At 39.5% G+C, this 22,547-nt stretch carries 20 protein-coding genes, 1 pseudogene and 1 riboswitch; of the genes and pseudogenes, 15 read left to right on the forward strand and 6 right to left on the reverse strand.

The window, feature by feature from the left end; genetic code table 11:
• Window positions 1–405: 405 nt before the first annotated feature.
• The 3 genes from KZC02_RS26795 to KZC02_RS26805 are packed head-to-tail and all read left to right on the forward strand — an operon-like array spanning window position 406 to window position 2,310.
• Window positions 406–1,236, forward strand: coding sequence for a sterol desaturase family protein (locus tag KZC02_RS26795; RefSeq protein ID WP_221391469.1), 831 nt, complete (start codon window positions 406–408; stop codon window positions 1,234–1,236).
• Window positions 1,237–1,270: 34 nt separating this feature from the next.
• Entirely contained in the window at window positions 1,271–1,921 is a 651-nt protein-coding gene (locus tag KZC02_RS26800) for a DUF6134 family protein (protein ID WP_221391470.1), read from the forward strand.
• Window positions 1,918–2,310, forward strand: a complete 393-nt coding sequence (locus KZC02_RS26805; protein WP_221391471.1) for a hypothetical protein — start codon at window positions 1,918–1,920, stop codon at window positions 2,308–2,310. Before KZC02_RS26800 ends, KZC02_RS26805 begins: the two co-directional genes overlap by 4 nt.
• A gap of 370 nt (window positions 2,311–2,680) precedes the next feature.
• On the opposite strand, the gene KZC02_RS26810 is transcribed toward KZC02_RS26805, so the two are convergent.
• The 3 genes from KZC02_RS26810 to KZC02_RS26820 form a co-directional block, all read right to left on the reverse strand.
• Entirely contained in the window at window positions 2,681–3,475 is a 795-nt protein-coding gene (locus KZC02_RS26810) for a DUF4397 domain-containing protein (protein WP_221391472.1), read from the reverse strand.
• 27 nt (window positions 3,476–3,502) lie between these two features.
• Complete coding sequence (locus KZC02_RS26815) at window positions 3,503–6,256, reverse strand: TonB-dependent receptor (RefSeq protein WP_221391473.1); 2,754 nt, start codon at window positions 6,254–6,256, stop codon at window positions 3,503–3,505.
• Between the two features lie 279 nt (window positions 6,257–6,535).
• Window positions 6,536–7,180: a YceI family protein gene (locus KZC02_RS26820; RefSeq protein ID WP_221391474.1), complete on the reverse strand. Its 645-nt coding sequence runs from the start codon at window positions 7,178–7,180 to the stop codon at window positions 6,536–6,538.
• A 253-nt stretch (window positions 7,181–7,433) separates the two neighbouring features.
• Window positions 7,434–7,531, reverse strand: a riboswitch (SAM riboswitch).
• 677 nt (window positions 7,532–8,208) lie between these two features.
• Between KZC02_RS26820 and KZC02_RS26825 the strand changes: the two genes are divergently transcribed.
• From KZC02_RS26825 to KZC02_RS26850, 6 genes are all read left to right on the forward strand, one after another.
• Entirely contained in the window at window positions 8,209–9,525 is a 1,317-nt protein-coding gene (locus tag KZC02_RS26825) for a peroxiredoxin (protein WP_221391475.1), read from the forward strand.
• A 171-nt stretch (window positions 9,526–9,696) separates the two neighbouring features.
• Window positions 9,697–10,152, forward strand: coding sequence for a protein-disulfide reductase DsbD domain-containing protein (locus KZC02_RS26830; protein WP_221391476.1), 456 nt, complete (start codon window positions 9,697–9,699; stop codon window positions 10,150–10,152).
• A gap of 17 nt (window positions 10,153–10,169) precedes the next feature.
• A complete protein-coding gene (locus KZC02_RS26835; RefSeq protein WP_221391477.1) occupies window positions 10,170–11,111 on the forward strand; it encodes a cytochrome-c peroxidase in 942 nt (313 codons plus the stop codon).
• A gap of 21 nt (window positions 11,112–11,132) precedes the next feature.
• Entirely contained in the window at window positions 11,133–11,495 is a 363-nt protein-coding gene (locus KZC02_RS26840; RefSeq protein ID WP_221391478.1) for a carboxypeptidase-like regulatory domain-containing protein, read from the forward strand.
• 13 nt (window positions 11,496–11,508) lie between these two features.
• Complete coding sequence (locus tag KZC02_RS26845) at window positions 11,509–11,652, forward strand: hypothetical protein (RefSeq protein WP_221391479.1); 144 nt, start codon at window positions 11,509–11,511, stop codon at window positions 11,650–11,652.
• A gap of 168 nt (window positions 11,653–11,820) precedes the next feature.
• Window positions 11,821–12,777, forward strand: a complete 957-nt coding sequence (locus KZC02_RS26850; protein WP_221391480.1) for a hypothetical protein — start codon at window positions 11,821–11,823, stop codon at window positions 12,775–12,777.
• A gap of 11 nt (window positions 12,778–12,788) precedes the next feature.
• On the opposite strand, the gene KZC02_RS26855 is transcribed toward KZC02_RS26850, so the two are convergent.
• On the reverse strand, window positions 12,789–13,082 hold the full coding sequence (locus KZC02_RS26855) for a hypothetical protein (RefSeq protein ID WP_221391481.1): 294 nt from the start codon (window positions 13,080–13,082) through the stop codon (window positions 12,789–12,791).
• A 686-nt stretch (window positions 13,083–13,768) separates the two neighbouring features.
• On the opposite strand from KZC02_RS26855, the gene KZC02_RS26860 reads away from it, so the two are divergent.
• A complete protein-coding gene (locus tag KZC02_RS26860) occupies window positions 13,769–16,003 on the forward strand; it encodes an ATP-binding protein (RefSeq protein WP_221391482.1) in 2,235 nt (744 codons plus the stop codon).
• Window positions 16,004–16,088: 85 nt separating this feature from the next.
• On the opposite strand, the gene KZC02_RS26865 is transcribed toward KZC02_RS26860, so the two are convergent.
• Entirely contained in the window at window positions 16,089–16,814 is a 726-nt protein-coding gene (locus KZC02_RS26865; RefSeq protein ID WP_221391483.1) for a hypothetical protein, read from the reverse strand.
• A 353-nt stretch (window positions 16,815–17,167) separates the two neighbouring features.
• Between KZC02_RS26865 and KZC02_RS33455 the strand changes: the two are divergent.
• The 5 genes and pseudogenes from KZC02_RS33455 to KZC02_RS26890 all read left to right on the forward strand — a co-directional run.
• Window positions 17,168–17,263: pseudogene (locus tag KZC02_RS33455) on the forward strand (RHS repeat-associated core domain-containing protein); the annotation flags it as partial.
• Window positions 17,264–17,738: 475 nt separating this feature from the next.
• The gene (locus tag KZC02_RS26875; protein WP_221391484.1) at window positions 17,739–17,966 is read left to right on the forward strand and encodes a hypothetical protein; all 228 of its coding nucleotides are present in this window, start codon (window positions 17,739–17,741) and stop codon (window positions 17,964–17,966) included.
• A 1,061-nt stretch (window positions 17,967–19,027) separates the two neighbouring features.
• Complete coding sequence (locus KZC02_RS26880; protein WP_221391485.1) at window positions 19,028–19,483, forward strand: RHS repeat domain-containing protein; 456 nt, start codon at window positions 19,028–19,030, stop codon at window positions 19,481–19,483.
• The gene (locus KZC02_RS26885) at window positions 19,452–20,030 is read left to right on the forward strand and encodes a hypothetical protein (protein ID WP_221391486.1); all 579 of its coding nucleotides are present in this window, start codon (window positions 19,452–19,454) and stop codon (window positions 20,028–20,030) included. The genes KZC02_RS26880 and KZC02_RS26885 overlap by 32 nt, the downstream gene beginning before the upstream one ends.
• An 8-nt stretch (window positions 20,031–20,038) precedes the next feature.
• On the forward strand, window positions 20,039–20,623 hold the full coding sequence (locus KZC02_RS26890) for a hypothetical protein (protein WP_221391487.1): 585 nt from the start codon (window positions 20,039–20,041) through the stop codon (window positions 20,621–20,623).
• A gap of 365 nt (window positions 20,624–20,988) precedes the next feature.
• Here KZC02_RS26890 and KZC02_RS26895 read toward each other — a convergent pair whose 3' ends face one another.
• Complete coding sequence (locus tag KZC02_RS26895; protein WP_221391488.1) at window positions 20,989–22,317, reverse strand: glycoside hydrolase family 28 protein; 1,329 nt, start codon at window positions 22,315–22,317, stop codon at window positions 20,989–20,991.
• Window positions 22,318–22,547 lie beyond the last annotated feature (230 nt).

Here is a 22,547-nt window from a genome sequence, read left to right on the forward strand (position 1 = left end):
TCGCCTAAAAAAAAGCTAAAAATATTTGGTAAAACAAAAGCGTTTACTTTACTTTGTCTATCTAGTTAATAGACTAATAAAAACTAGCGACGATCCACCCGAAGCTGAGTATGATCCAAATCTCATTTGCATATGAATTCGATCCATTTACTTTACTCAAAATCATTCCTTCGGTTGGAAACTTATGTGACTTTCACACTTGCTCAGCAACCTTGTTGTAGTTGTTGAACCTTTCCTGATTTAGATCTTAAGATCCATCCTGATTTTCCCTAAGACAGTAAAAAAATCCGGCAACCGGCATTTCGGTGGTAATTAATTTCTGTTGCCCGGACAACTGTCCCGGGATAAGTGCTTATGGCCTCATCCCAACTCCATATCATTTTATACAACAAAAAATGTTTCGACATGAGATTCACTGACAGTTTTATATATTACGAAATACTTACACTTTTCTTCGTTATCAGCGCCGCGGAGTTTTTAACCGGATTATACAAAAGCGATAAATGGTCTAAAAATGAATGGTATATCAATTTCGCCGGGCTTTTTCTGTCCAGTACCATTACCAGGCCAGTCAGCTTTCTGTTATCGGCTTATGTTCTTAACTACTTCTTTCCCCAATATTATAATGCCTTCGAAAGCGTACCCCTTTGGGCAGGTATCCTAATCACCTGTTTGCTGGAAGATTTTACACAATATTGGTGGCACAGGGCCGCGCACACTTACACCTGGCTTTGGAAAGCACACCGGGTACATCATACCGCTCCTGAAATGAGCGTATTTCTCACAGGCAGGAATTCTTGGATATATCTGCTCCTATTTCCATCACGTATAGTGTCTACCGCTTTGATCTTTTTAGGTTTCGGACAAGCGTTCCTGATCGGATATTTTTTCAAGGCACTCATTGGAATTTCAGCGCATTCCAGTGTGAAATGGGATAAACCTTTGTATAAAATCAAATGGCTGCATCCGGTGATGTGGGTGGTTGAACGGACAATTTCTACACCTGCCACGCATCATGCACACCACGCTGCAACGGACGCTGACGGCATTGGAGTGATCAATGGTAATTATGGAAACATGTTCTTTTTCTGGGATATGATTTTTGGCACGGCGAAGATCACCAGGGAATTTTCAGAACACATTGGCCTGGAAGATTACCATGAAGAACCTTGGTATGTCCAGTTGGGTTATCCGCTATTTAAATCGAAAGACGAACGCAGCGAGCTTTCCCAATAACCTGAAAATGCGAAACTATTAAACCGCACAGCTGATGAATATATTGGACAAAGTATTGATTGTAATGTTTTTGATTTTTCCAATGACCGGAATTTCGCAGGCTATAGTATTTTATGATGTCATGGTAGGAGGGCGAACGGTTGGTTCGGTTAAGGTTTTGCACTTTTTGCCTGGGCAGGAAGCCGGTAAACGGAGGATTGAAGCCGAATTTAGTATTCCGTTTTATTCAGGAAGTTTTTTTAGTGAAAACCAGTTTACAAATGGAATTTTAAAAAATTCTGTAACGGAACACCGCGTAAACGGAAAGAAAAAAGAACAGACACGAACGCTCGAAAACGCCCGGCATCAGTACCAGATTGATTTTTTTGAAACAAATGCTGAAATCAGGAAAACAAAGGATATCAGGTTTTGCATAAACAGTACACTCACAAATCTTTATTATGAGGAGCCCGTCAATATTTGTTCGGTATATTCTGAAAGGTATGGGCAGATGTGTACGGTAAAAAAGTCAGGCGAAAACAGTTATACAGTAACGCTGCCAAACGGAAAACAAAGCGTTTATTCTTACAGTGACGGCCAATGCAAAGAAGTGCATGCGGAGCTGGCAGGTTTTAAACTGCGTATTATAAAAAGGAACATCAGCCTGGTAAAAAACAATTACGATAAAAACAAAATACGATTATGATTCACGAAAAAATATTCAGACATGCGGTTGGCAGGTTGGCCAAAATTATCGTGAAAGGAGAGAAGGCCAGATTCAGTAATGATATTATTCTGGAACTGGAATTTCTTGTTAAAGATACACAGGACCTTAATTTTCACGCACCTATTGGTATAAATCATCCTCAATACTGGAAACTAAAAAAGTATACAGCTGAGCGCGCCCAATATTTGCAACTGGAATACAGCGGGATTTCCAGAAAAGAATTACTGGAAACGGTGAAAGAATTTAAATTGTTACTTGGCTCCGGATTTAATTTCCGGTACAAAGTTCCTATTACTGAACGCATAAAATCGCTAAAAGGGATCAGAGTAAGCGCAACAAACAGAAAAATGCTACATTCACTTAATTAAGGCAGATGATTTATGCCGCACCCGTATGTATCCATTGGGTTAATCAACAACCACGGCGTGCTATAGGTACACGACAACTGTTATCAAGCAGCTCCGGTTCAATCCTTTTTTTTATCATTGATTAACTTGTTCCAATTACTTATCACGAATTATACTGGAAGACAGTATTGCTATCGGCCGTCGGCATTTGGCTATCAAATTGATGCATGGAAGGAGATTTTGGGTGATTGCCGACTGGCCGATAGCCGACTGCCGACTGCCGATTGCCGGTAGCAATACAACAGAATTCGTGATAAGGCCTATTAATACCAAAAAAAATCTCCGTTATGAGAAGCCCATAACGGAGACGGATACTTAAGTCACCTATTACCTATTTTACCGGATGTTCAATTAGTTTAACACCGAAAGCAGGAGTGCCATTAAGAAGCCCATTGGTAAAAACTGTGTAAATCTTACCTGCTTCCAGCGTTACTGTGGAAGTAGTGCCGGTAGTGTTGCCGCTGGATGCATTGGTAAAATTGAGCTGATAATTTCCCGGATCAACGCTCTGGAATGGCCCTAACGACCATGCACTTAATGCCTCACCAGAAAGAGCAGAATTGGCTGCCCTGCCGTATTCGACATTCGAAAAAAGCGGCGTTTGGTTGTTCAGTACGTTAATCGTTCCGAGTCCGGGAGAAAGATTTACGAAACGGAGTTTTGCCTTTCCTGTATCCGGCGCTTTCAGGTCATCATAAAACAAAATCAGTGAATCGGCTTTATTGTTACTTGTTCTGGCAGCAACAACCGTATGATAAAATGTGGCAATGGGGCCATTGGGACGGCCGGTAGCTGAAAAAGTGGCGCTGTTACCAAACTGATACGAAGCTTTGTAACTTGTATTGGTGCCTTCTGTAATATTGATCTGAACATTGCCGAATACGGTAGGATAATATTCCGATGCGTTATTGACAGCAATCGGAGCCGGCGTTATTTTGTCGGTGAAAGTCCAGAAGCTGAGTGGTGCATTTATTGCCCTTGCATTGACAAAACTGATGTATGCGCTCAGTGGCGGCCGGTTTGAAGCGTCTACATCCAGATAGCCGGTATCTTCGCAGCTTGTTAGTCCGCCGGTAATTGCAGCCAGCGCCAGTACTGAATTTATAGAAGAAAATAGTAATTTCATATTGTTCAGTTTTATTATTTCTAAGAATTATAGTCTCGCTGTGATACGTACAAAAGGCTGAATTCCGGCACTTCCATTCTGTATACCAATGATGGAAGGATTGTTCAATGCAGATAATTTTTTGTCCGAATAATCACCAAGCTGGTTAAATGCATTGTTTACACCGATTACGCCCTGTAGTGATTTGGTAAAGGAATAAGCGACTGATGCGTCCACTACCCAGATCGGGCTTAGCTTCTGGAAGAAATAATCCGGTTTGGGAAAAGTTGCATTGAGGGCAGAAGCGGTAGTTACCGATCCGAAATAAATGCCGCGAACCATGTAAGTAAGCTTACCGACTTTAAAACTTCCCTGCAGATTGACTTTCCTGCCGGGAATATTCGAGGTTACCCGTGCTTTTTCGCCATCGTTGAAAATAATATAACGGTAAGCTTCGAGTCCCTTTGGCGTATTGACGCTTGTTACGTCATTCTTTACAAAATTAGCACCAAATAACAAGGTCAATGCGCCTTTTCGGAAAGGTGTACGGTAACTTCCTGTAACTTCCAATCCTTTGGTACGCGTACTGAATGAATTGTAAAAAAACTTGGCCTGCGTTGTTCCGGTTTGTACAAACAGGCTCCTCACTTCCAATGGAAGATTTACATCCGTGGCCGAAAAGTTCCCTGTATTTCCAACCCTGTTGTTAACGTCAACCAGATAAGCATCCGCAGTAAATTCAAAATTCCTGAATGGCTGGGAAGTGATACCCAAAGTATAGCCTTTTGATTTTTCTGGTGTCAAAGTCGGAATTCCAAGGGCACGGGTTGCCGCACTTTGATTAGAGGCAGTCACCTGGTCGATAGCGCGTCCCTGCTGAAAACTTGTGGAGGTTTCAGTGTAATAATACTGGGCCAGATCCGGCGCCCGGAAACCGGTGTTGTGCGATCCACGAATGCCCAGCCAGTCAGCTATACTGTATTTGGAGGCTATTTTATAAGTCGTTACATTACCAAGGCCCGAAAAGTTTTCCAAACGCAAAGCTCCTGATACCAGCCATTTCTGCGTAATATTCGCTTCCACATCAGCATAACCTGCCAGTATCGAACGGTTCACATTTACCGCGTTTTCCGGACGGAAACCGGCATGGATCTGTGAGCCGGGCGACAAACCGTTCAGCCCTATCTGCCCTTCCTTTGTAGTGTAAACGATGCCGGTCCCGGTTGTGTCCAATCCATAAACTGTTCTCAAATCGGCCTTGGAATAAGACGCTTCTTCACCGGCAACGATCTGGTAAGATTCTACCCGGTACTGAGCTCCGAATGCAACGTTGATACCTTTTAATGCTTTGTCAAAATATCTGCTGATATCAATACTTCCCGTGTTCTGGCTGGCATTGTAACTTCCTGCATCAAAAGTTGTTGGCGTTTTTAATCCCAGACTGGCATTCAGCGAATTCGTAATAACGTTGCCAAAATTGTTCCTGCCATATACATTGGAAATGTCCACATCCCAATTCCGGATTTTACCTTTTATGCCAATTGCGAGTGATTTATCAGATATAATATTTTCCATGGCTGGCAAAAAGCCGTCAGGATACAAAAACGCATTATTTCGTTCCGTCCAGCCGGGCAGGCGATAAACGGCAGTAAATTGCGAATTGCGATGGCTTATGCCTCCAAAAGCATATATTTCCGCATTCTGCCTGAGAGGAATCGCTGCATTGAAAAACAGGAGGGCATCCTTGGCTTTATTGGAACCTCCGCCTCGGCGGTCAAAATAATGCCGGTCAATACCACGGTCGCTCAATATTTTTTCATCAATTTCCTTTGTATAGATAGCGTCATAATTTCTTGTATTGGCACCACCTCCATAAATCGGTCCAAGATATAATGCAGCATCGTCGTTTCCCGGCAACAGGGCGATCGCCTGTGTGGCAAATTCCGCAGTTGTGTTCAGATAACCACCTGTTTTACCAAGAGCAAAACCATAATTTGCATTCGTACGGGTAGTAGTACCGTCTCCCCGCCGCCTCGTACTGGCCGTTGAGCTCAATGTAAGCTCTTCAGTTGTTTTGTTCAAAACAATGTTGATCACACCGGCAATAGCATCAGACCCATATTGTGCTGCTGCTCCATCGCGAAGGATTTCTACACGCTGAATGGCAGCCGTTGGAATAGAGTTGAGATCATAACCTGTTGCCCCGTTTCCCAAACCACCCCAGTTGATATTGGAGCTTTTGTGACGGCGCTTGCCATTGACTAGTACAAGAAGCTGGTCGACGCCCAGGCCTCTTAACTGAGACAGGTTCAGTGCGGATCCTGCATCGCCCGCATTGCTTCCATTTACGGAATGAAACGAAGGAGAGACATATTGAAGCAACTGCGTGATACTTACCTGCGGAGCAGATTCTAAAAGAGGTTTAAGGTCAATCACATCGACCGGAACAGGTGAATCCAATTTGGTACGATTGGCGTTTCTGGAACCTACCACCTGCACTTCTCCAAGCGTATGGCTGGCGGGCTGAAGTACCACATTATAACTGTTTTCAGCTGTGATCTTAATCTCCTGTGCTGCAAACCCAATAAAAGAAAAGACGAGCTGTTCGCCTTTTACAAGGTTCAGGCTAAACCGTCCCTCAGCGTCCGTAATTGTGCCCTGCCTGGTGTTTTTGATTGAAACGTTTACACCGGGAAGTGTACCTCCGTTTTCAGACTCAGTAACCGTTCCAGTTATGGTTCGCTGCTGTGCAAAGGAGGCAACGGAAACGATCAGGAATAAAAGTAAAAAGTATTTTTTCATTCAATAAAATGTTAAGAAGCTGTTGAGTGCTTCGGGTATACAGGTAATGGAAAGATCGTAACGTGAAATGATAAGAATCAAATAACTTATATCTATATACGTAATCTGTTTTTCGATTTGGTGACGACGGGATTGTAAGTCTACATGTTCAGCAGGGCGGGGGAGCCTGCAGTTCCTACCCCTTTTGAGCCGTGTCCAAACATAATAAGGGTTACTTATTATTTACCCCGTCTGTCACCAAATCGGAAATTACAGCCGATGAGAAGAGTTCGGAATCTATTATTTGCTTTTAGTGCTTGCTTTGGTAACTGACGATGATTGGGTAGCAACAAGCGAAACATCAAGATTGAAATTGTCGTCGATGGCTTTGTCGCCTATTGTAGAAAAAAAGCTTTTTGAATTATATTTAATATCATATTTGGTGCGGTCAATTGCAATTTTTGCATTTGCTGTCAGGTTTTTTCCATTTGCCGTAATTTCAGCTGGAAAACTTACCTCATTGGTTATCCCTTTAATAGTCAGTTTTCCTTTTACATTGTATTTATTGGCACCCGCAGCAGTCACCGATGTGATATCCAGTTTTGCCACCGGATATTTTGCAACTGAAAAGAAATCGTCATTCTTAAGGTGACCTGTAAGTTTTGCATTGTACTCCGGATCTTTAATATCCGTGACAGTCAGATCATTAAGGTTTATTTCAAAGCTGCCGCCTTTTAATTTGCCCGCATCCAACAGCAAAGTGCCGCTTTTAATGGGTGCAAGGCCTGTATGCTCGCCGGTTACTTTTTTTGCATTCCATACCAGTTTACTTTGCTTTGTATCAACGGTATACGAGTTTTCCTTCACTATTTTACTGTAAGGGCCTGTAAATGAAACCAACGCAAAAGTTGTAAGGGAAATGGCAGATAAAAGAATCTTTTTCATGAGGTTGAATGGATATTGAGATAATAATAAAATACTTAATCTAGTGATTATATAGAGTAATTTTTGATACGATTTAGGAAATAAAAACAATCTACCCCCAAACCGTACTTACCAGAGCAGATTGTTAAATTTTTAAGGATTTAACTTCTCCACTTATCACCGGGACAACATTTGCCAGAGCCAGACTTTTGACAACTTGCAACTCCGTTAAAAACGGAACGGGATAAAACACATTTTTTTGACATGACTGGTAAATTTATAGTTCCTGTATTAGGCAGGTTAGCACTTATTCCGCCTTGGAAAGTTGCTAAGAGTTCATTGAGCCTGTCTCTCCCTCTTTCTGTATAAATCCACTTTTACTTTGCAGGTAGTAATCGTAAGACGATGCAAAGGTAAGGCCATGATTTCCGGTTTATCAAAAATTATTTGAAGTATTTTTAATAAAATCGGGAATTATGCCACAGAATAATTGATTGTCGTTACACGATTTCCAGAATGATTTAGCACCCATTTTCGTAGCTATTTTGTTCTAAACAAAATACAATGGGTTTTGTTGTTGCCGGTTACATGAAAAGAATGCTTAATAGGAGATATGGTTTTTCGTACCTAAGAGGAAGGAGTACTTTGTCAAATTTAAAACCTAACTTATCGGGTGAATTATTAAAAAAGGAGTTAATAGTTAGCTAAGATGATTGATCGAGCGATAGTTACCGCACGGCGGACCGTTCAGTGTGACAAACATTTTGTTAAATTGAAAGCTAACAGCTCAATATACCGCATCTTGGTGGTACGAAACCAAATAAACCTATAAACTCTATAAAATTAGTAGACAAATATTTGTGATCATTTTTTTTCTGTCCTACATTTGTCCACGTTTTAGAAACGACTGATTAGAAACCACCTTTAATTGGTTAACATATTCCCCGGAAAAAATCCTGCAAATGTTTCCGGCAGAGTGAGAGTTCTTTCGGATAATTCCGGTAAGGCTATATGATTAACTATTTTTCAATTTTAACAAATCACGTTGTATGAAAATCAACAACCAGATGAAGGCGGTGGCTTTGGCAGGTGCCACTATTTTAAGCAGTTTTGCAAGTGCATCGGATGACAAACCTCACGCAAAGTCACCGAAACAAGGAATTTGGCGCGGGGAGTTCGTAATCAGCGAAACGCATATTCCGTTCAATTTCGAATACAATGCAAAAGACAAAGATCATCCGGTTCTGACCTTACTTAACGGAACGCGCCGTGATGACTTCAAGGTGACCAAATTAAGCGGAGATTCTATTTTTGTAAAAATGAATACCTATGATGCCGCACTGGTTGCCAATGTGGAGTCAGACGGTAAAATCACAGGCGAATACAGAAGCCTTGTGCCTGGTTTCCGTGGAAGCTCACTTCCTTTCTCGGCGGAACATGGGAAAGACTATCGTTTTGTGGAAAAAGGAAAAGAACAGCCAACCAGGCACAATTTAACAGGTAAATGGGATTTGCAGGTTTTCAGCAAAGCTAAAATGCCTGACAATATTGCGCTTCTTAAACAGGAAGGTAACAAGCTGACCGGTGTTGTTATGTCAACAGTAGGGGACAGCCGTGAGCTGGAAGGCGTGGTTGAAGGCGATGAATTTGTACTTTCGCATTTCTCAGGCCCAAACCCAAGGGTTTACAAAGGGAAAATCAATGAAGATGGTTCAATCACAGGAGTGATCAGTTCCGGAATTTATGATAATACTAAATTTGAAGGAAGCAAAAATGCCCAGGCTGCTTTGCCCGATCCTTATAAACTGACGCATTTGAAAGAAGGTTATACCAAACTCGATTTTACACTTCCTGACCTGAACGGCAAAAACGTGTCGTTGAGTGATGACAAGTATAAAGGAAAAGTCGTGATCGTCGAGATCGTTGGAACGTGGTGCCCGAACTGTACAGACCAGACTTCGTTTCTTTCTCCATGGTTTAAAGAAAACAAAGCGCGTGGCGTAGAAGCAATTGCGATTGGTTTTGAACAAAAAGATGACCTGGAATATGCAAAATATACACTGGGTACCTTGAAGAAAAAATACGGAATTGAATATGATATTCTGTTCGGCGGAATTGCAGATAAGAAAGTTGCTTCTGAAAAACTTCCTGCCCTGAACCGTATGATGGCATTCCCGACCACGATCCTGATTGACCGTAATGGAGATGTTCGCCAGATACATACAGGATATACCGGAACCATTACCGGAGATTACTATACGGAATATGTAAAAAAATGGAACAAAGACCTGGATGAATTGATCGCTGAGCCGGTTCCCGCTGCGTTTACTTCTGTCAATACTTCATCTGCGAAGAGCTCAAAATAAAAATGATTTATTTTAGGTAAGTGACACGCCGGTAATTTGAAACAACTGTAAAGCAAATCCAAATGCGCTTTGCAGTTGTTTAACTTACTTAACTTATAAAATTTATCAATTTGGAAATTATAAATCCCATCTGTTACCAGTACGGTGGTATTTTATTAATCAGGCAAACTCATGACCAGGAAATTCCTTTTATTTTTCTTACTACTATCTGTAAAAATCCAGGCACAGGACGCCGGTGAAATTTCAAAGTGGGACATATCTGTTTCAAATAAAGAAGCCAAAGCAGGCGAGGAGATAGAACTGGTTTTTTTAGCCAGCATTGACAAAAACTGGAAATTGTATTCTTCTGATTTCAGGAATGACATTGGTCCGCTTCCCACAGAATTCAGGTTTGCTGAAACAGACGGTTATAATCTTGTCGGCAAAATTGAGCCGGTAAAACCTAAAAAAACCGTTGACCCAACGTGGGATGTAGCCTATACTTACTTTCTTGAAAAAGCAGAATTCAGGCAGAAAATAAAACTTACCAGGAAAGATTTCATTGTAAAAGGGACTATAAAAGGCCTTTTGTGTAGCAATGAAGACGGAATATGCATTCCATTCCAAAAATCTTTTCAGGTTAATTGAAACCGAATTTTATTAAGATGTTTAGAATCAGAAATATCTTTGGTGTACTGATTTTCGTGACCACCGTGGCATTTCAGTACCAGGAAAATGATGTTTCCACCAGGGAAGAATTAGGAGAGAAACTGTTTTCCGATCCAATCCTGTCAAAAGGCAGGGCTATAAGCTGCGCTTCATGCCATATTCCCGCTTTTGCTTTTGCAGACACTGCCGCTTTTAGTATCGGTGATAAAGGCACACGTCTTTCGAGAAACAGCCCGCCGCTGACAAACCTTTCCGGAAGGACAGACTTTTTCTGGGACGGCAGGGCTTCATCACTGGAAGAACAGATTTTGGGGCCGTTGTCGTCACATGATGAAATGGACCTGCCCATAGAGCAGGCGGTAGAAAGGTTAAAACAAGATGCCTTTTACAGTACTGCTTTTCAAAAAATATTTAAAACGGATGTCAATCAAAAGAATTTGCTAAGTGCCATTGCGTCTTTTGAAAGAACACTGGAAACGACCGACACCCCTTATGACCGTTACCTGGACGGAGATGAAAAGGCTATGTCGCCTGAGGCCGTTCGCGGACGTATATTGTTTATCGGTAAGGCAAATTGTGCACTTTGTCATTCGGGAGAGGATTTCACTGCCGACCGTTTCAAAAGCATAGGTTTATTTAATGGAAAGGAATTAACAGATCCGGGACGGTTTAAGATTACAAAAGACAGCGTTCATATCGGCATGTTCAAAGTGCCTGGCTTGCGGAATGTGGCAGTTACAGCACCATACATGCACAATGCTATGTTCAGGACGCTAAAAGAAGTGGTTCAATATTACAATACACCCGACAAGTTTGTAAGCAATAGTATCAACCGTGACCTTTCACTGGGCAGTTCGCTCAACCTTTCCGACGGCGAGGTAAACGATATCGTAGCGTTTCTGGAAGCTTTGACAGACGATCGGTTCAGGAAAAAATAGAAAAAAAACTAATCAGCATAGATGATGAAGAAAATCCGGATACTCGTATTGATCGCAGCCGCATTTGTTGCTGAAGCAAAACCGTTACAAAAGGAAATTAACGGGATTGTCACTTCAAAAGGCAATGGAGACGTGCTTGATCTCGTGGTAGTTTGGGTAAAAGGAACCAATCAGGGAATGGTAACCGGTGAAGACGGTTATTTTGATCTGCTCGTAAATGAAGGCGACACGCTTGAATTTTCCGGCAGAGGATACAAAACTACCCAGCTTGTTGTTGGTGGTAAAAGCCTTTACAAAGCAGAACTGGAAAAGGAGGAAACGGCAACGAATAACAGATTGCGCGTATCCGCTATTGATGCCCGGATTAATGCAAAACAGGATTAAGCACCAAGGTTTATTGAAGGATACGGCGGCTTTTAAGGAAGATCATAAAAAGCAAATTTTTGAACCGCCAGGACTGGAAGTTGGTAGAGACAATCCAAAGGAAAAGCTGGATTCGGCCGGGTATAAAAAGTTTAAGGATGCATATCTTAATATTTAATCCCAATAAAAAAATACTACAACGAATTAATCCCTAAGTCGTTATCACCAAAAATTTAAATGAGTATTTTTAGAAGGAAGGCCGTTTTGTTTGTAACTTATTAAGTATTTTCAAACAAAACGCTTCTCCGGATGAAGCTTACAACGATTTGGTTTGCTGCAAGTATTTATGTTTGACACTTGCAGTCCGCGAAAGGACAGCAAGACAGTGGTGCTGGAATTACCCATTACATTTGAAAATGGTTTCGGCCCTTTTGAAGAAACTTATTCTGTTCTGAATCAAGAACCATCATCCGAAAATCTTATCGGATCGCCATGGGTGGCTACGTACCCATCCATAAAGGGCATTCCGGACAATTGGCATCATGTAGTCAGGTATATGGAATGGCTTAACGCAAGACAATTCGTTTACCAGAATTATCATCAGGGTAAAATCGGTCCTGAATTGTATAACAGCTTACTGAAAAGCTGGAACTGGGTTCCTGATCAAACAATCTTATCCAAAAAGCCTATCAATTGTTTTGTGTATGTAATTACTGGCCAGGACAGTTATGGCAATAATGTCATGAGAATCGACTGCAATAACAACCTGGATTTTAGCGATGAAACAACTTTTTATCCCAAAGCGCTGAGCCGGTTTTGGAAAACTAAAAATGACCAATTCAAAAGTGGTTACAAGAAATTCCATATGGTTCAATACGAGTCCGTACGTTTTGGGAAAATAGTCCCGGATAGCATTCCGATGATTCTCCGGTATGCGCCGGAACAAGTAAATGAAAAGCTGTACTGGTGCAGTTTTCCGCAATATGGCGTCACAACATTGTCCTGGAAAGGCAGGAATTATCGTATAGCAATCAGCAGAAATTTTAATGGTTCTTCCTTTTACGACGCACGGATCGTTGCTTTGGGCGAATCAGATGATGACAAAAATTTGACATTTTTCCAAACAATCCAAATAGGAGGCTTTTTGGAAACCGGGACTTTACTCAGCAGATCAAGGTTTAAGTATTTGGGCATAAACCAGTCGGAAAATATCCTGCTGCTGGAAAGTGCAGAAGAGATCAAAAAAAGAATACTATGTAGCAAGTTCCAAATCGTACATGCCTATACGAAACAACATTCCTGAGAAATAAACGATCAGCTGTTTTTCCAGGCTGCATTTTCAAGCTCTTGTTTGCCTTTAAGGAACAAACGTTTTTCCCTGTTAATTACATTGAGTTCATTGATTTCATGTAAATGTCTTGTTTGGATACCGGAAATATACAAGCGGCTATGGTAACAATTTTGAGCCTCATTATTCTCCAGCCTATGCAATATTCCCAGATTGTGACGGGATTTAATTTCATTGGCATATAGTGACTTCCATTCGGCACAATGTAGTTTTAGCAAACTCAAAGCCGAGTCCGATGATAAAAATGTGAAAGATAACATATCGAAATGGTTGAAATGTGAAGCGGTGTGCTTAAAGTTACGAAAATTCATGGTGTTTACGTATACTCTTTAAATTAAATATAACATTTGTGCAATGATGTGAATATCAAAGCAATGTCCAGTCATCATTTTTTAATATTGTATCTGATCAGCATCGCTTCTGCGCTATCGTAACAACCGAAATAGTGTAGCCCGCCAGACAAAAACAATGCCTGTCCCTCTCGAAAATATAAACAATAATTGAAATGCAAGGTGAAGGGGCTTTGTATGGCTAAGCCTGGTGATTTAAATGTATTGTACGAAATCGCCATTTTAAAAAATGGGAAAGTCTGGTATAGGATAATCTGGTTGTAGGGTAAACAAGCTTTTCATTTCATAGTAAACTTAGATTTATTGATGATTAAAAAGTCTTTTAATCTTAATATATAGATAGTTCTATTTATTGAAATAATTTGTAGAAATTTCTAATTATCAAGAAGTTATGGTATTTATATTGGGTTAAATAATTGTATTTTTAATGTTTGGCATATTAATGAAAATGTGATGTTAAGAGGAAAATCCTTCTTGCCTGAATGTTGGGATATTTAGAAAAATAATGTATTAAACCGACTTTCGTGTAATTATTAAATTCAAATTTTAGTCCATTAATAGTAGGTGGGTACCGGCAACTGAATCTGAAAATTAATATGAAATACCTGAGCATTGTTATTTTCCTGCTTTTAGGCACGGTCGTGGCCAGAGCTCAAAATCCGAAAATTGATAGCATAAACCTGCTGATCAATCGTGCGAAAACGGATACCGGACGTATTAACCGGCTTATTGACAAAATAGATTTACTGGCACAAATAAATATAGATTCTGCGCTGAACCTGAGTGTATCGACGATTGAATTTGCAAAAAAGAGCAATTATCCTGCAGGAGAAGCCCGTGCCAGAACTAAACTGGCCAATCATAATTCTTACAAAGGAAATTTTGCGGCGGCGAAGGAAAACCTGGAAATAGCCATAAAAATGTTCACTGCCCTCAAAAATAATGTACAGTTGCTCAAAGTCTACAATTCATATGGTACCATGTACGGCATGCAAAGTAAGTACGACAGCTCGCTGATGTTCTTTGAAAAAGGGGCAACTATTGCAGAGGCAGACAAGGAAAATCAAAAGGACATATTGGGTACATTAGGCACTATTTACATGAACATTGGCATCTCATACCAGATGCTTTCCAATCAGCCACAGGCACTTTTTTATCAGCAAAAGGCATTAAAAATTGCGGAAGCTCAGCACGACGTCAGCTCGCAAGCTTATTGCATGCTAAATATCTCAAATACCTTACGCAATATCGGTGACATAAAAAGGGCTGAAAAAAGCATGCAGCAGTCAATTCGGTTAGCCAAACAAGTTTCTCTGAAAAATGTTGAATTATATGCATATACCAATCTTGCGGCACTTTACAGTGAGCTGAAGACCAATCAGAAAGCATACGATTACGCGATGAAAGCAGCAGGCCTTGCCAAGGAAATGGGTGATACCGGCATCGAGGCAACCAGTTTGTCGCGTGCTGCCACCAGTTTAGCAAAGCAGAAAAAGTTTAATGATGCTGAAAAATTAAATACTCAGGCTATTGGCATTGCGGACGAATCGAGGCAGCCGCTTAATATTCACCAGACTTACTCCTCCATGGGCGTTATCAAGCGAATGCAGGAAAAGTATGTGGCTGCAATCCCATATTTCGAGAAAAGTTTTGAAGCCCTGAAAAATGCTGATATATATGATTTGCAAACCGGGGAAATGTATTCGGAGTTGTCATTATGTTATGAGAAATCGGGTAACTTTCCTCGTGCACTGGCAACCCATAAAATTGCTGCATCCATTGCGGATTCGGTCCGTGGAAAGGAGAATATTCGCAAGACTACCGAATTGAATATGAATTATGCCTTTGAAAAACAGCGGCAGGCGGCACAGGCCGAGCAGCAAAAACAGGATGCGTTGACCAAAACACGCCAGACTACATTAATGGGTGGAATGGGATTAATGCTTGCGCTGGCCGGGATGAGCTTTTACGCTTATCGTACCAAACAAAAGGCAAATGGATTGCTCGAAGTTCAAAAAACAGAATTGGAACAAACACTTACCAAGCTCAAGACAACCCAGACACAATTGATCCATTCCGAGAAGATGGCTTCCCTTGGAGAGTTAACCGCCGGTATCGCACATGAAATTCAGAACCCATTGAATTTTGTAAATAATTTCTCTGAGGTAAGTGCGGAACTGGCCGAAGAAATACTGCAGGAGCTGGAAAACGGCGACCCTGATGAGGCAAAGGCTATTGCTGGTGACATAAAAGATAATTTACAAAAGATCATCCTGCACGGCAAGCGTGCAGACAACATTGTAAAAGGGATGCTGGAACACTCCCGCAGCAGCAGTGGTACGCTTAAGCCGACAAACCTGCATTTGCTGATTGATGAATATATCAAGCTGGCGTTTCACGGTTTTAGGGTAAAAGACCAGTCTTTTCAGGCAGAGCTGGTAAACGAGCGGGACAGTGGCATCGGAAAGATCAATGCTGCTCCTCAGGATCTGGGCCGGGTACTTTTAAATCTGTTTAACAACGCATTTTATGCCGTTAAAGAAAAGCAGCAGAATAATGGCCAGTCTGATTACAAACCTACCATTATAGTCAGTACACATCGCCTGGAAGATTTTGTGGAAATTCGTGTGCGAGATAACGGTACCGGTATTTCGGAGCATGTAAGGCAAAAAATATTCCAGCCCTTTTTTACGACCAAACCAACCGGACAGGGAACCGGCCTTGGCTTATCCATAAGTTATGACATTGTTACCAAAGGCCATGGCGGAACGTTAGCAGTCGAGTCTGAGATGGGTGTAGGGACTGTTTTTATACTAAGATTGCCGGTTTAGGCTTCATGGGGAATAATGAATCTTTTTATTCATGAGGAGTGTAAGTGGCTGTAATTTACCATGGCAGGCTTTTATTTTTAAGTGATTATTTTGCCGTTCCGCCGATGTTATTTAAACTGGATTCACCATTTCCTAACACATAAACAAAGCGAATAGAAATTCCCAGGATTGGTTTTGTAAAGAAAAAACGATTGTCACTTTCGTCCAAAGCAGTCAATTCCTGGCCTCCCTCTGTTTTGATCGGCTGGTTATTAAACCTGGTTTTTATTTCGTCACGGATCTGTCGCGAACTCGAAAAATCCAGCAACGCGACGCAGTGAAAATTAGGATCAATTCTTATTCCTAAACCGATACCTCCTTCAATACTCTTATTAAATCCAACTCCGCCGTCAGATAATTCTGCGATATTGAGCGCGGCCACGTATGAGACTTTACCGGGATACAGATATTTATCACTGTCCGGGACTGTTGCAGCCAAATGACTCTTCATATGTTCCCCGGTATCGACCTGGTCGTTGGCTACCATTCCTTTGGTTTTTTTGTGCCATCGGAGCCTCGTGTATACCAGACTGGTTGAAAGTTTTAAAGAAAATGGGGATAATTTTTGAAATTTGAGAGAATTGTTATCTGGTGCAAGATATGCGCTGTTTGTCTTTTGAAAATTTAGAGTAGGGCCAATGGCGACCCCAAATTTAAATGACTGCAAGTCTGCTTTCGGTACTGTTCTTAATGAGACCGAATCCTGAGCTTTTGCAAATTCAAAAAATAATACCACGATGATAAACAGGTGAAGGTTTGTTTGAGTTTTCATAAATAGCCCGTTTTGCGATTAATGAAAAATTTCGGTTTTACCTGGCAGTAATTTATAATTCAACCGGGATAATTCATAACCGGTTAATAATTAGCCAGGTATAGAAGTATCCGGGAGATTAGCCGGTAACAAAATAATCCAGTTATGCAGTTGTAATGAAAGATGAAAAACGTTGATTCTTACAGGTGCTTTTTTATTAGTACTTCTGATAACCTAAGAATGTATCAAAGAGTATGACTGACAAATAGGTGATACTCTTCCTGTTGTTGAAAGAGGACGGAACGGTACTTCAGGAATCGGAATATTATGCTTTTGGTTTGCCGGTATAGAGAACGGGTAATGATGCAGCAAACAAGTACCTTTATAATGGTAAGGAAAAGCAGCCCGAAACGGGGTGGCTGGATTATGGAGCGAGAACATACATGCCGGAAATTGGAAGATGGGGGTAGTGGATCCAATGAATGAAGTTTATGAAAATATTGCTTAGCAATTTGCAGACGGATTTGTTGATGGAATTTATTCCTTATTTAATAATCACCACCCTGGCGGCAGGGAGTGGGAAAAAATATGATGATAAAATAGGAACTTAATTAGGAGGTTTATTAACTATTAATCCTGCAAGTTTATTGGAAACTCAAAAAGTACAAGGAATTAAAATGAGCCTTGGTATTGCAAAGGGGATTGGAAGTGATGCTACGCAATTGGCACTTGCCTAGAAACTAAATATGAACCTTTCTAGTCAGAATACAAAACAAGTCTTGAATAGTTTCAATGTAACCGTTGAGTAGTTCATTTCAAAAATAGAAAATCATACATTTTAGAAATATTTCCCGGTGAATATTTAAACATGACTGTTGAAGAAGCATTAAAAAGTGGAAATTCAACGGTAAGAAAATTATTAAATATTAATAGACTTATTATATAATGGAAAAGGATAAGACAATTACCAATTTTTTAGATAGATTAAATTTAAAAAATTCCACTTTTTCACTGGAAGTTGTAGATTTCTGGGAATCAGATAATTGTGCAATTGGGTTAAAAAAAGAGAATAAACTAATATATATTTCGACATTCAATTTCTTTGACAAAACTCCCATAAAGTACGATTTTGATCTGGAATTAATTATTCCAATGTTGATGAATATAAAGTAATCAAAGAATGCAGAGAGGTATCAGAAAAGGAACTTACTCATGAAATATATTTATTTTTTGATCTTTTATAAATTGTCTGAATAATATTTTAAATGAACTTAGTTTTTGATTGCTTTTAAGTCCGAATAGGGGCTAATATTGTTCATTTTTATAAGCCTGACAGATGGGTTTACCTAGAAAGGAGTTTATAAACTTTTAATCAAACCATACTAACACGGTAATTTTTAAATTAAATAATCAGATTGTGATAAATGCTGCGAAAAATTACCCCAATTTTTTTCGAAATGCCGGAAGACATACAACCCATTATTGGGGTCATGTCCGAATGTTGGGAAAGAGGTTTCAATTGGCAAACTCAATTGATAAAATTGCTAATATTATAGTAAAGGGATAGCTGATTTGGGGATTGTAAATGCAATAATAGAAGGAGGTAATCTATATAATACAAGTAGGCAAGGAACAATTCATGCTTCAGATATATGAGGAGCAGTTTTTAGTACTGCCATAGACTTTTTAGCTTTATCCAACCCAGTAACTGCTACTACAATGGCTATTTATGTCATTGCAGATTACAGCGGAGCATTGGATACAGCCAAATTAATTATCTCGCAAGCTGTCAATAATGCTTTCGATAGCCAACTACAAAATTTGACAAAATAACTTATGATTAAAATACTAGATTTCTTATACTATTTTATTTTTCAACTCAATAGAAGGGGATATAAAACAAATAATTACGAAAATGCTCGATTTGGATTAGGAGGATTATTTTGTTTATTCTTAATTTTTATTGGTCCAATTATCGATCCTTTAACTATGTATTATTTTGAAAATGAATTCATTGGAAACAATTGGATAATCTTATCAATTATTATTTCTTTTAGAATGTCTTATTATTTAACGGCGAAATATTATAGTATTAATGGAACTAGAAACTGGGTAGTTTCAGAATTTGATAAGAAATATACCATTCGAAAGCAAAATTCAATTGTTCAAGTTATTATATTAATTATACTTTTAGTTTCTATTTTTGTATTTTGTTTTCTAATGGGTATACGTATATGACGCCATTTTGGGCTTTTGATACCTGGATAACTAATGTTCGTATGGTATTGAAAGAGGATGGAACAGTTCTACAGGAAACAGAATATTATGCTTTTGGCTTGCCGATATTGAAAACGGGTAATGATGCTGCTAATAAGTATCTTTATAATGGTAAAGAAAAGCAGCCAGAAACGGGGTGGCTGGATTATGGGGCAAGGACATATATGCCGGAAATCGGGAGATGGGGAGTGGTGGATCCAATGGCAGAGAAATACTTTGGAGACTCTCCTTATAACTATGTTCATAATACACCTTTTAATGCAGTAGACCCAGATGGACGTCTAGTAATTTTCATAAATGGACAGAAATTATATACTGAAGGACTTCGGGCTTATTGGGGTAGATTTGATATTAATGTTAAGCAACATTTCAATGATAAAAATGCTCAATATTACGATGGATCTAGTAGGTGAGTTTTTAAATACCTTTACTGCTGGAATTCTACCAAAAAATTCGGAGTCTAATGGAGTATCTTTAGTTCGTTACAAAGCTGGCCAACGACAAGGGTTGATTGATGCTGCTGGAATAATAGAGAATTTGGCTAAAGATAGCCATGGTAACATAATCGAAACCATTAAGATAATTACCCACAGTATGGGAGGAGTGTATGGAAGTGGATTAGTTGCAGGCATTAAAGCATATTTAAAGCAACATCCTGAATTGGCCAAGCAAGTGAAAATATCATTGATGGCACATTTTGATCCATTTCAGGCTGGTTCAATTGATGCAGATCCTAATATATTCACAATGCAGTTTTTACACAAATCAGGAAAAGGTAAAAAAGATAGTGACGGGCTTGGCTTTTTAGCTAATGAACGTATGAATGGAGTAGACGCTTTCTATGAAAGTACGAATCAAGCTGCTCATGGTGTTTCAACATTTTTACTAAATATAGAGTCCTTAAACGTGGGAAAATGTATTTGGAATGGTTCTTCTTGGGAATGTCAGAATTGTAAATAAATAATTATATGAGAATTTTGATGTTAGTGCTAATTGAAATGTGGTTTTTAGGTTGTTCAAAAGAAAAAAGTGACAAGATATATACACCAGAAAAGTATCAGAACAATGTTCATGTCTCGCCAAAGGAATATTATAGGGATAGTATTAAAATTCACGATGAAATAACACTACTTGTCAGAAAGCATAATCAGGATTTTAATGCTTATAAATTTCCCTATATCGATACAACAAAGTTAGAAATTTTAATAGACACGATTCTGTACGATAGCATAAAAACTAAAGGCTTAGTCTTAATGACTGTGAAAACATTTAATTTGAATTATTATAGAGCTAAGATAAATGGAAAGGAAGTAAAGCCTAATAAAAAATTTCTATATGATGGTTTTGCCGTTTTGACTAAGAAGAACAAAGTGAAATGGAATTATAAAATTTACTATATCCATGCAGTAAATTATGAAAGTGCATTTAAATGTTTAGCACGTTTACGAGAAATTTATTTTCATGAATTAGGGCCAATTAATGAAAAAGGATATAATCGATATAACATTGATGACAAACGTATGTGGAACGAACCAATATGGAATAGCTTTTAAACAAAAAGGAATATTTAAATAAACAAATTGATCTATTATTTACCAGTGATAAATACAGTTACAATCAAATAAATGAACAAATTTCAAACGGACTAATACTAACCTCCATGAAAAATACTACTTAGTATATTTTATACTCGTGATAATGACACTAGGTCCTAGTCAAGCATTATCGCAAATATCTGGCCAAGTCTGGCTAGATGTTTATGGGGAGTACTTCAAAGTTCATTGCCTGGAATTTTAATAGGTTGCAAAGAGGTAGGGTTCAGGAGTTTTGCATTGTGCAGGCACATAATACACTAGAATATAAACCTTGTAGCACCGTAAATAAAAAGCAAATTCCCAAACACGCTCTTATGTTCCCATCATTCAATCATCTTCCCGTTCACCTTCACATTCATCAGCTTAAAATCCTGAACAACTGATTTGTTGTAAGTGGCATTTTTGGTGGTAATATTCAGGTTTTCGAAACTGAACCTGGATAATTTATCAAATTCGCCTGGTTCTACATCAAAGAAAACTTCGCATTTCAGGTTGATGTTTTTTAAGCTGATGTTGTCACAATAGGATAGGGGAACGTCTTTCCTGCCTTTCAGATCGAAAAATTGTTTCCAGGGCTTCACGTAGATCAGACTATAAGCATAACCATCAATATTTTCAACACTGACAAACTCATATTTTTGTGGCGTATCCGGCCGCATTTTCAGCCAAAGCACGCGCATAGCATTCGTAATATGGCAGTTCCGCATCACAATATTTTTGTTGTGAATCGCCTCACTTCCACAGGTAAGCGCTGCATGGCAAAAACCAAAGTCACAGTCTTCAATGATCACATTTGTGTTAGCTCCATTACCTTGCTCAGTATCAGCATAGGGCCCTTTTCCACCTTTTAATGCAATGGCGTCGTCATTCACAGCGAGGTAACAGCCTTTAATCAGTACATTATTACATACATCCAGATCTATTGCATCGGTACTTGGTGCCTTAACCGGTTCATGCGGTGCTGTTATTCGCACGTTCAGGATCTTGATGTTATTGCATTGGTAATAGTGGCTCGTCCAAAAGCCAGAATTTTGAAGCCGGACATCCTGAACCTGTACATCGTTACTTTTCCAAATAAAAACCAGGCGGGGGCGGGACACTTCCAGGTTGGTACAATTAGGATTTTCTTTTCTTCTTTGCCAAAATGCTTTCCAGTAATTTAAGCCGTTGCCATCAATGGTGCCTTTGCCAGAAATCGTAAAACCGTTTACGCCATACGCATTCACCAGTGCAGGAAAATAGTCCAGACTTTGCCCTTCCATTCTCGACGGCATAATGGGGTAATCTGTTATTTTATCTGAACCTTTCAGCACAGCACCTTCCGAAATGTACAAATGGGTTTTGGGCTTAAAAAATAAGGCACCACTCAGAAAAGTACCTTTTGGAATTACTATTACACCACCGCCCTGCTGATGGGCAAGGTCAATTACTTTTTGAATTACGGCTGTTTGCACAACTGTACTATCCGTTGTGGCTCCATGTTTTGTAATCATAAACTGTTTACCCAAAGCCTCTAAACTGATCTTTGAACTATCCGAAAACCAGCCGGGTATTTTGGTTCCGTCAGGAAAATTGGCAGATTTGTTAACCTGCGAAAATGCGGCTAAAGAAACACAAAAGAGATATAAAAAGAGCAGGCTAAATCTTGTCATGACAAAAAAACAGTTGTTAATTTCTATCAAAATATGCAATTATATTTGATTTAACCGCATTTTCTGTATTCATAATCGGTACAAGATGTTCAGGACTGAACAAAATGTTGTTCATTTTCGGACAGGGAAATAAACAATTTAATCTGGTAATGTGCCTATTATGCTATTTTACGCCACTTTGGGCGTCCTGGTAAGGATTTTGTGGTGTGTAAAAACCCTTATTCATCGTT

Origin of the sequence: Dyadobacter sp. NIV53 (assembly GCF_019711195.1) — a bacterium.
Classification (GTDB): Bacteria; Bacteroidota; Bacteroidia; order Cytophagales; family Spirosomataceae; genus Dyadobacter.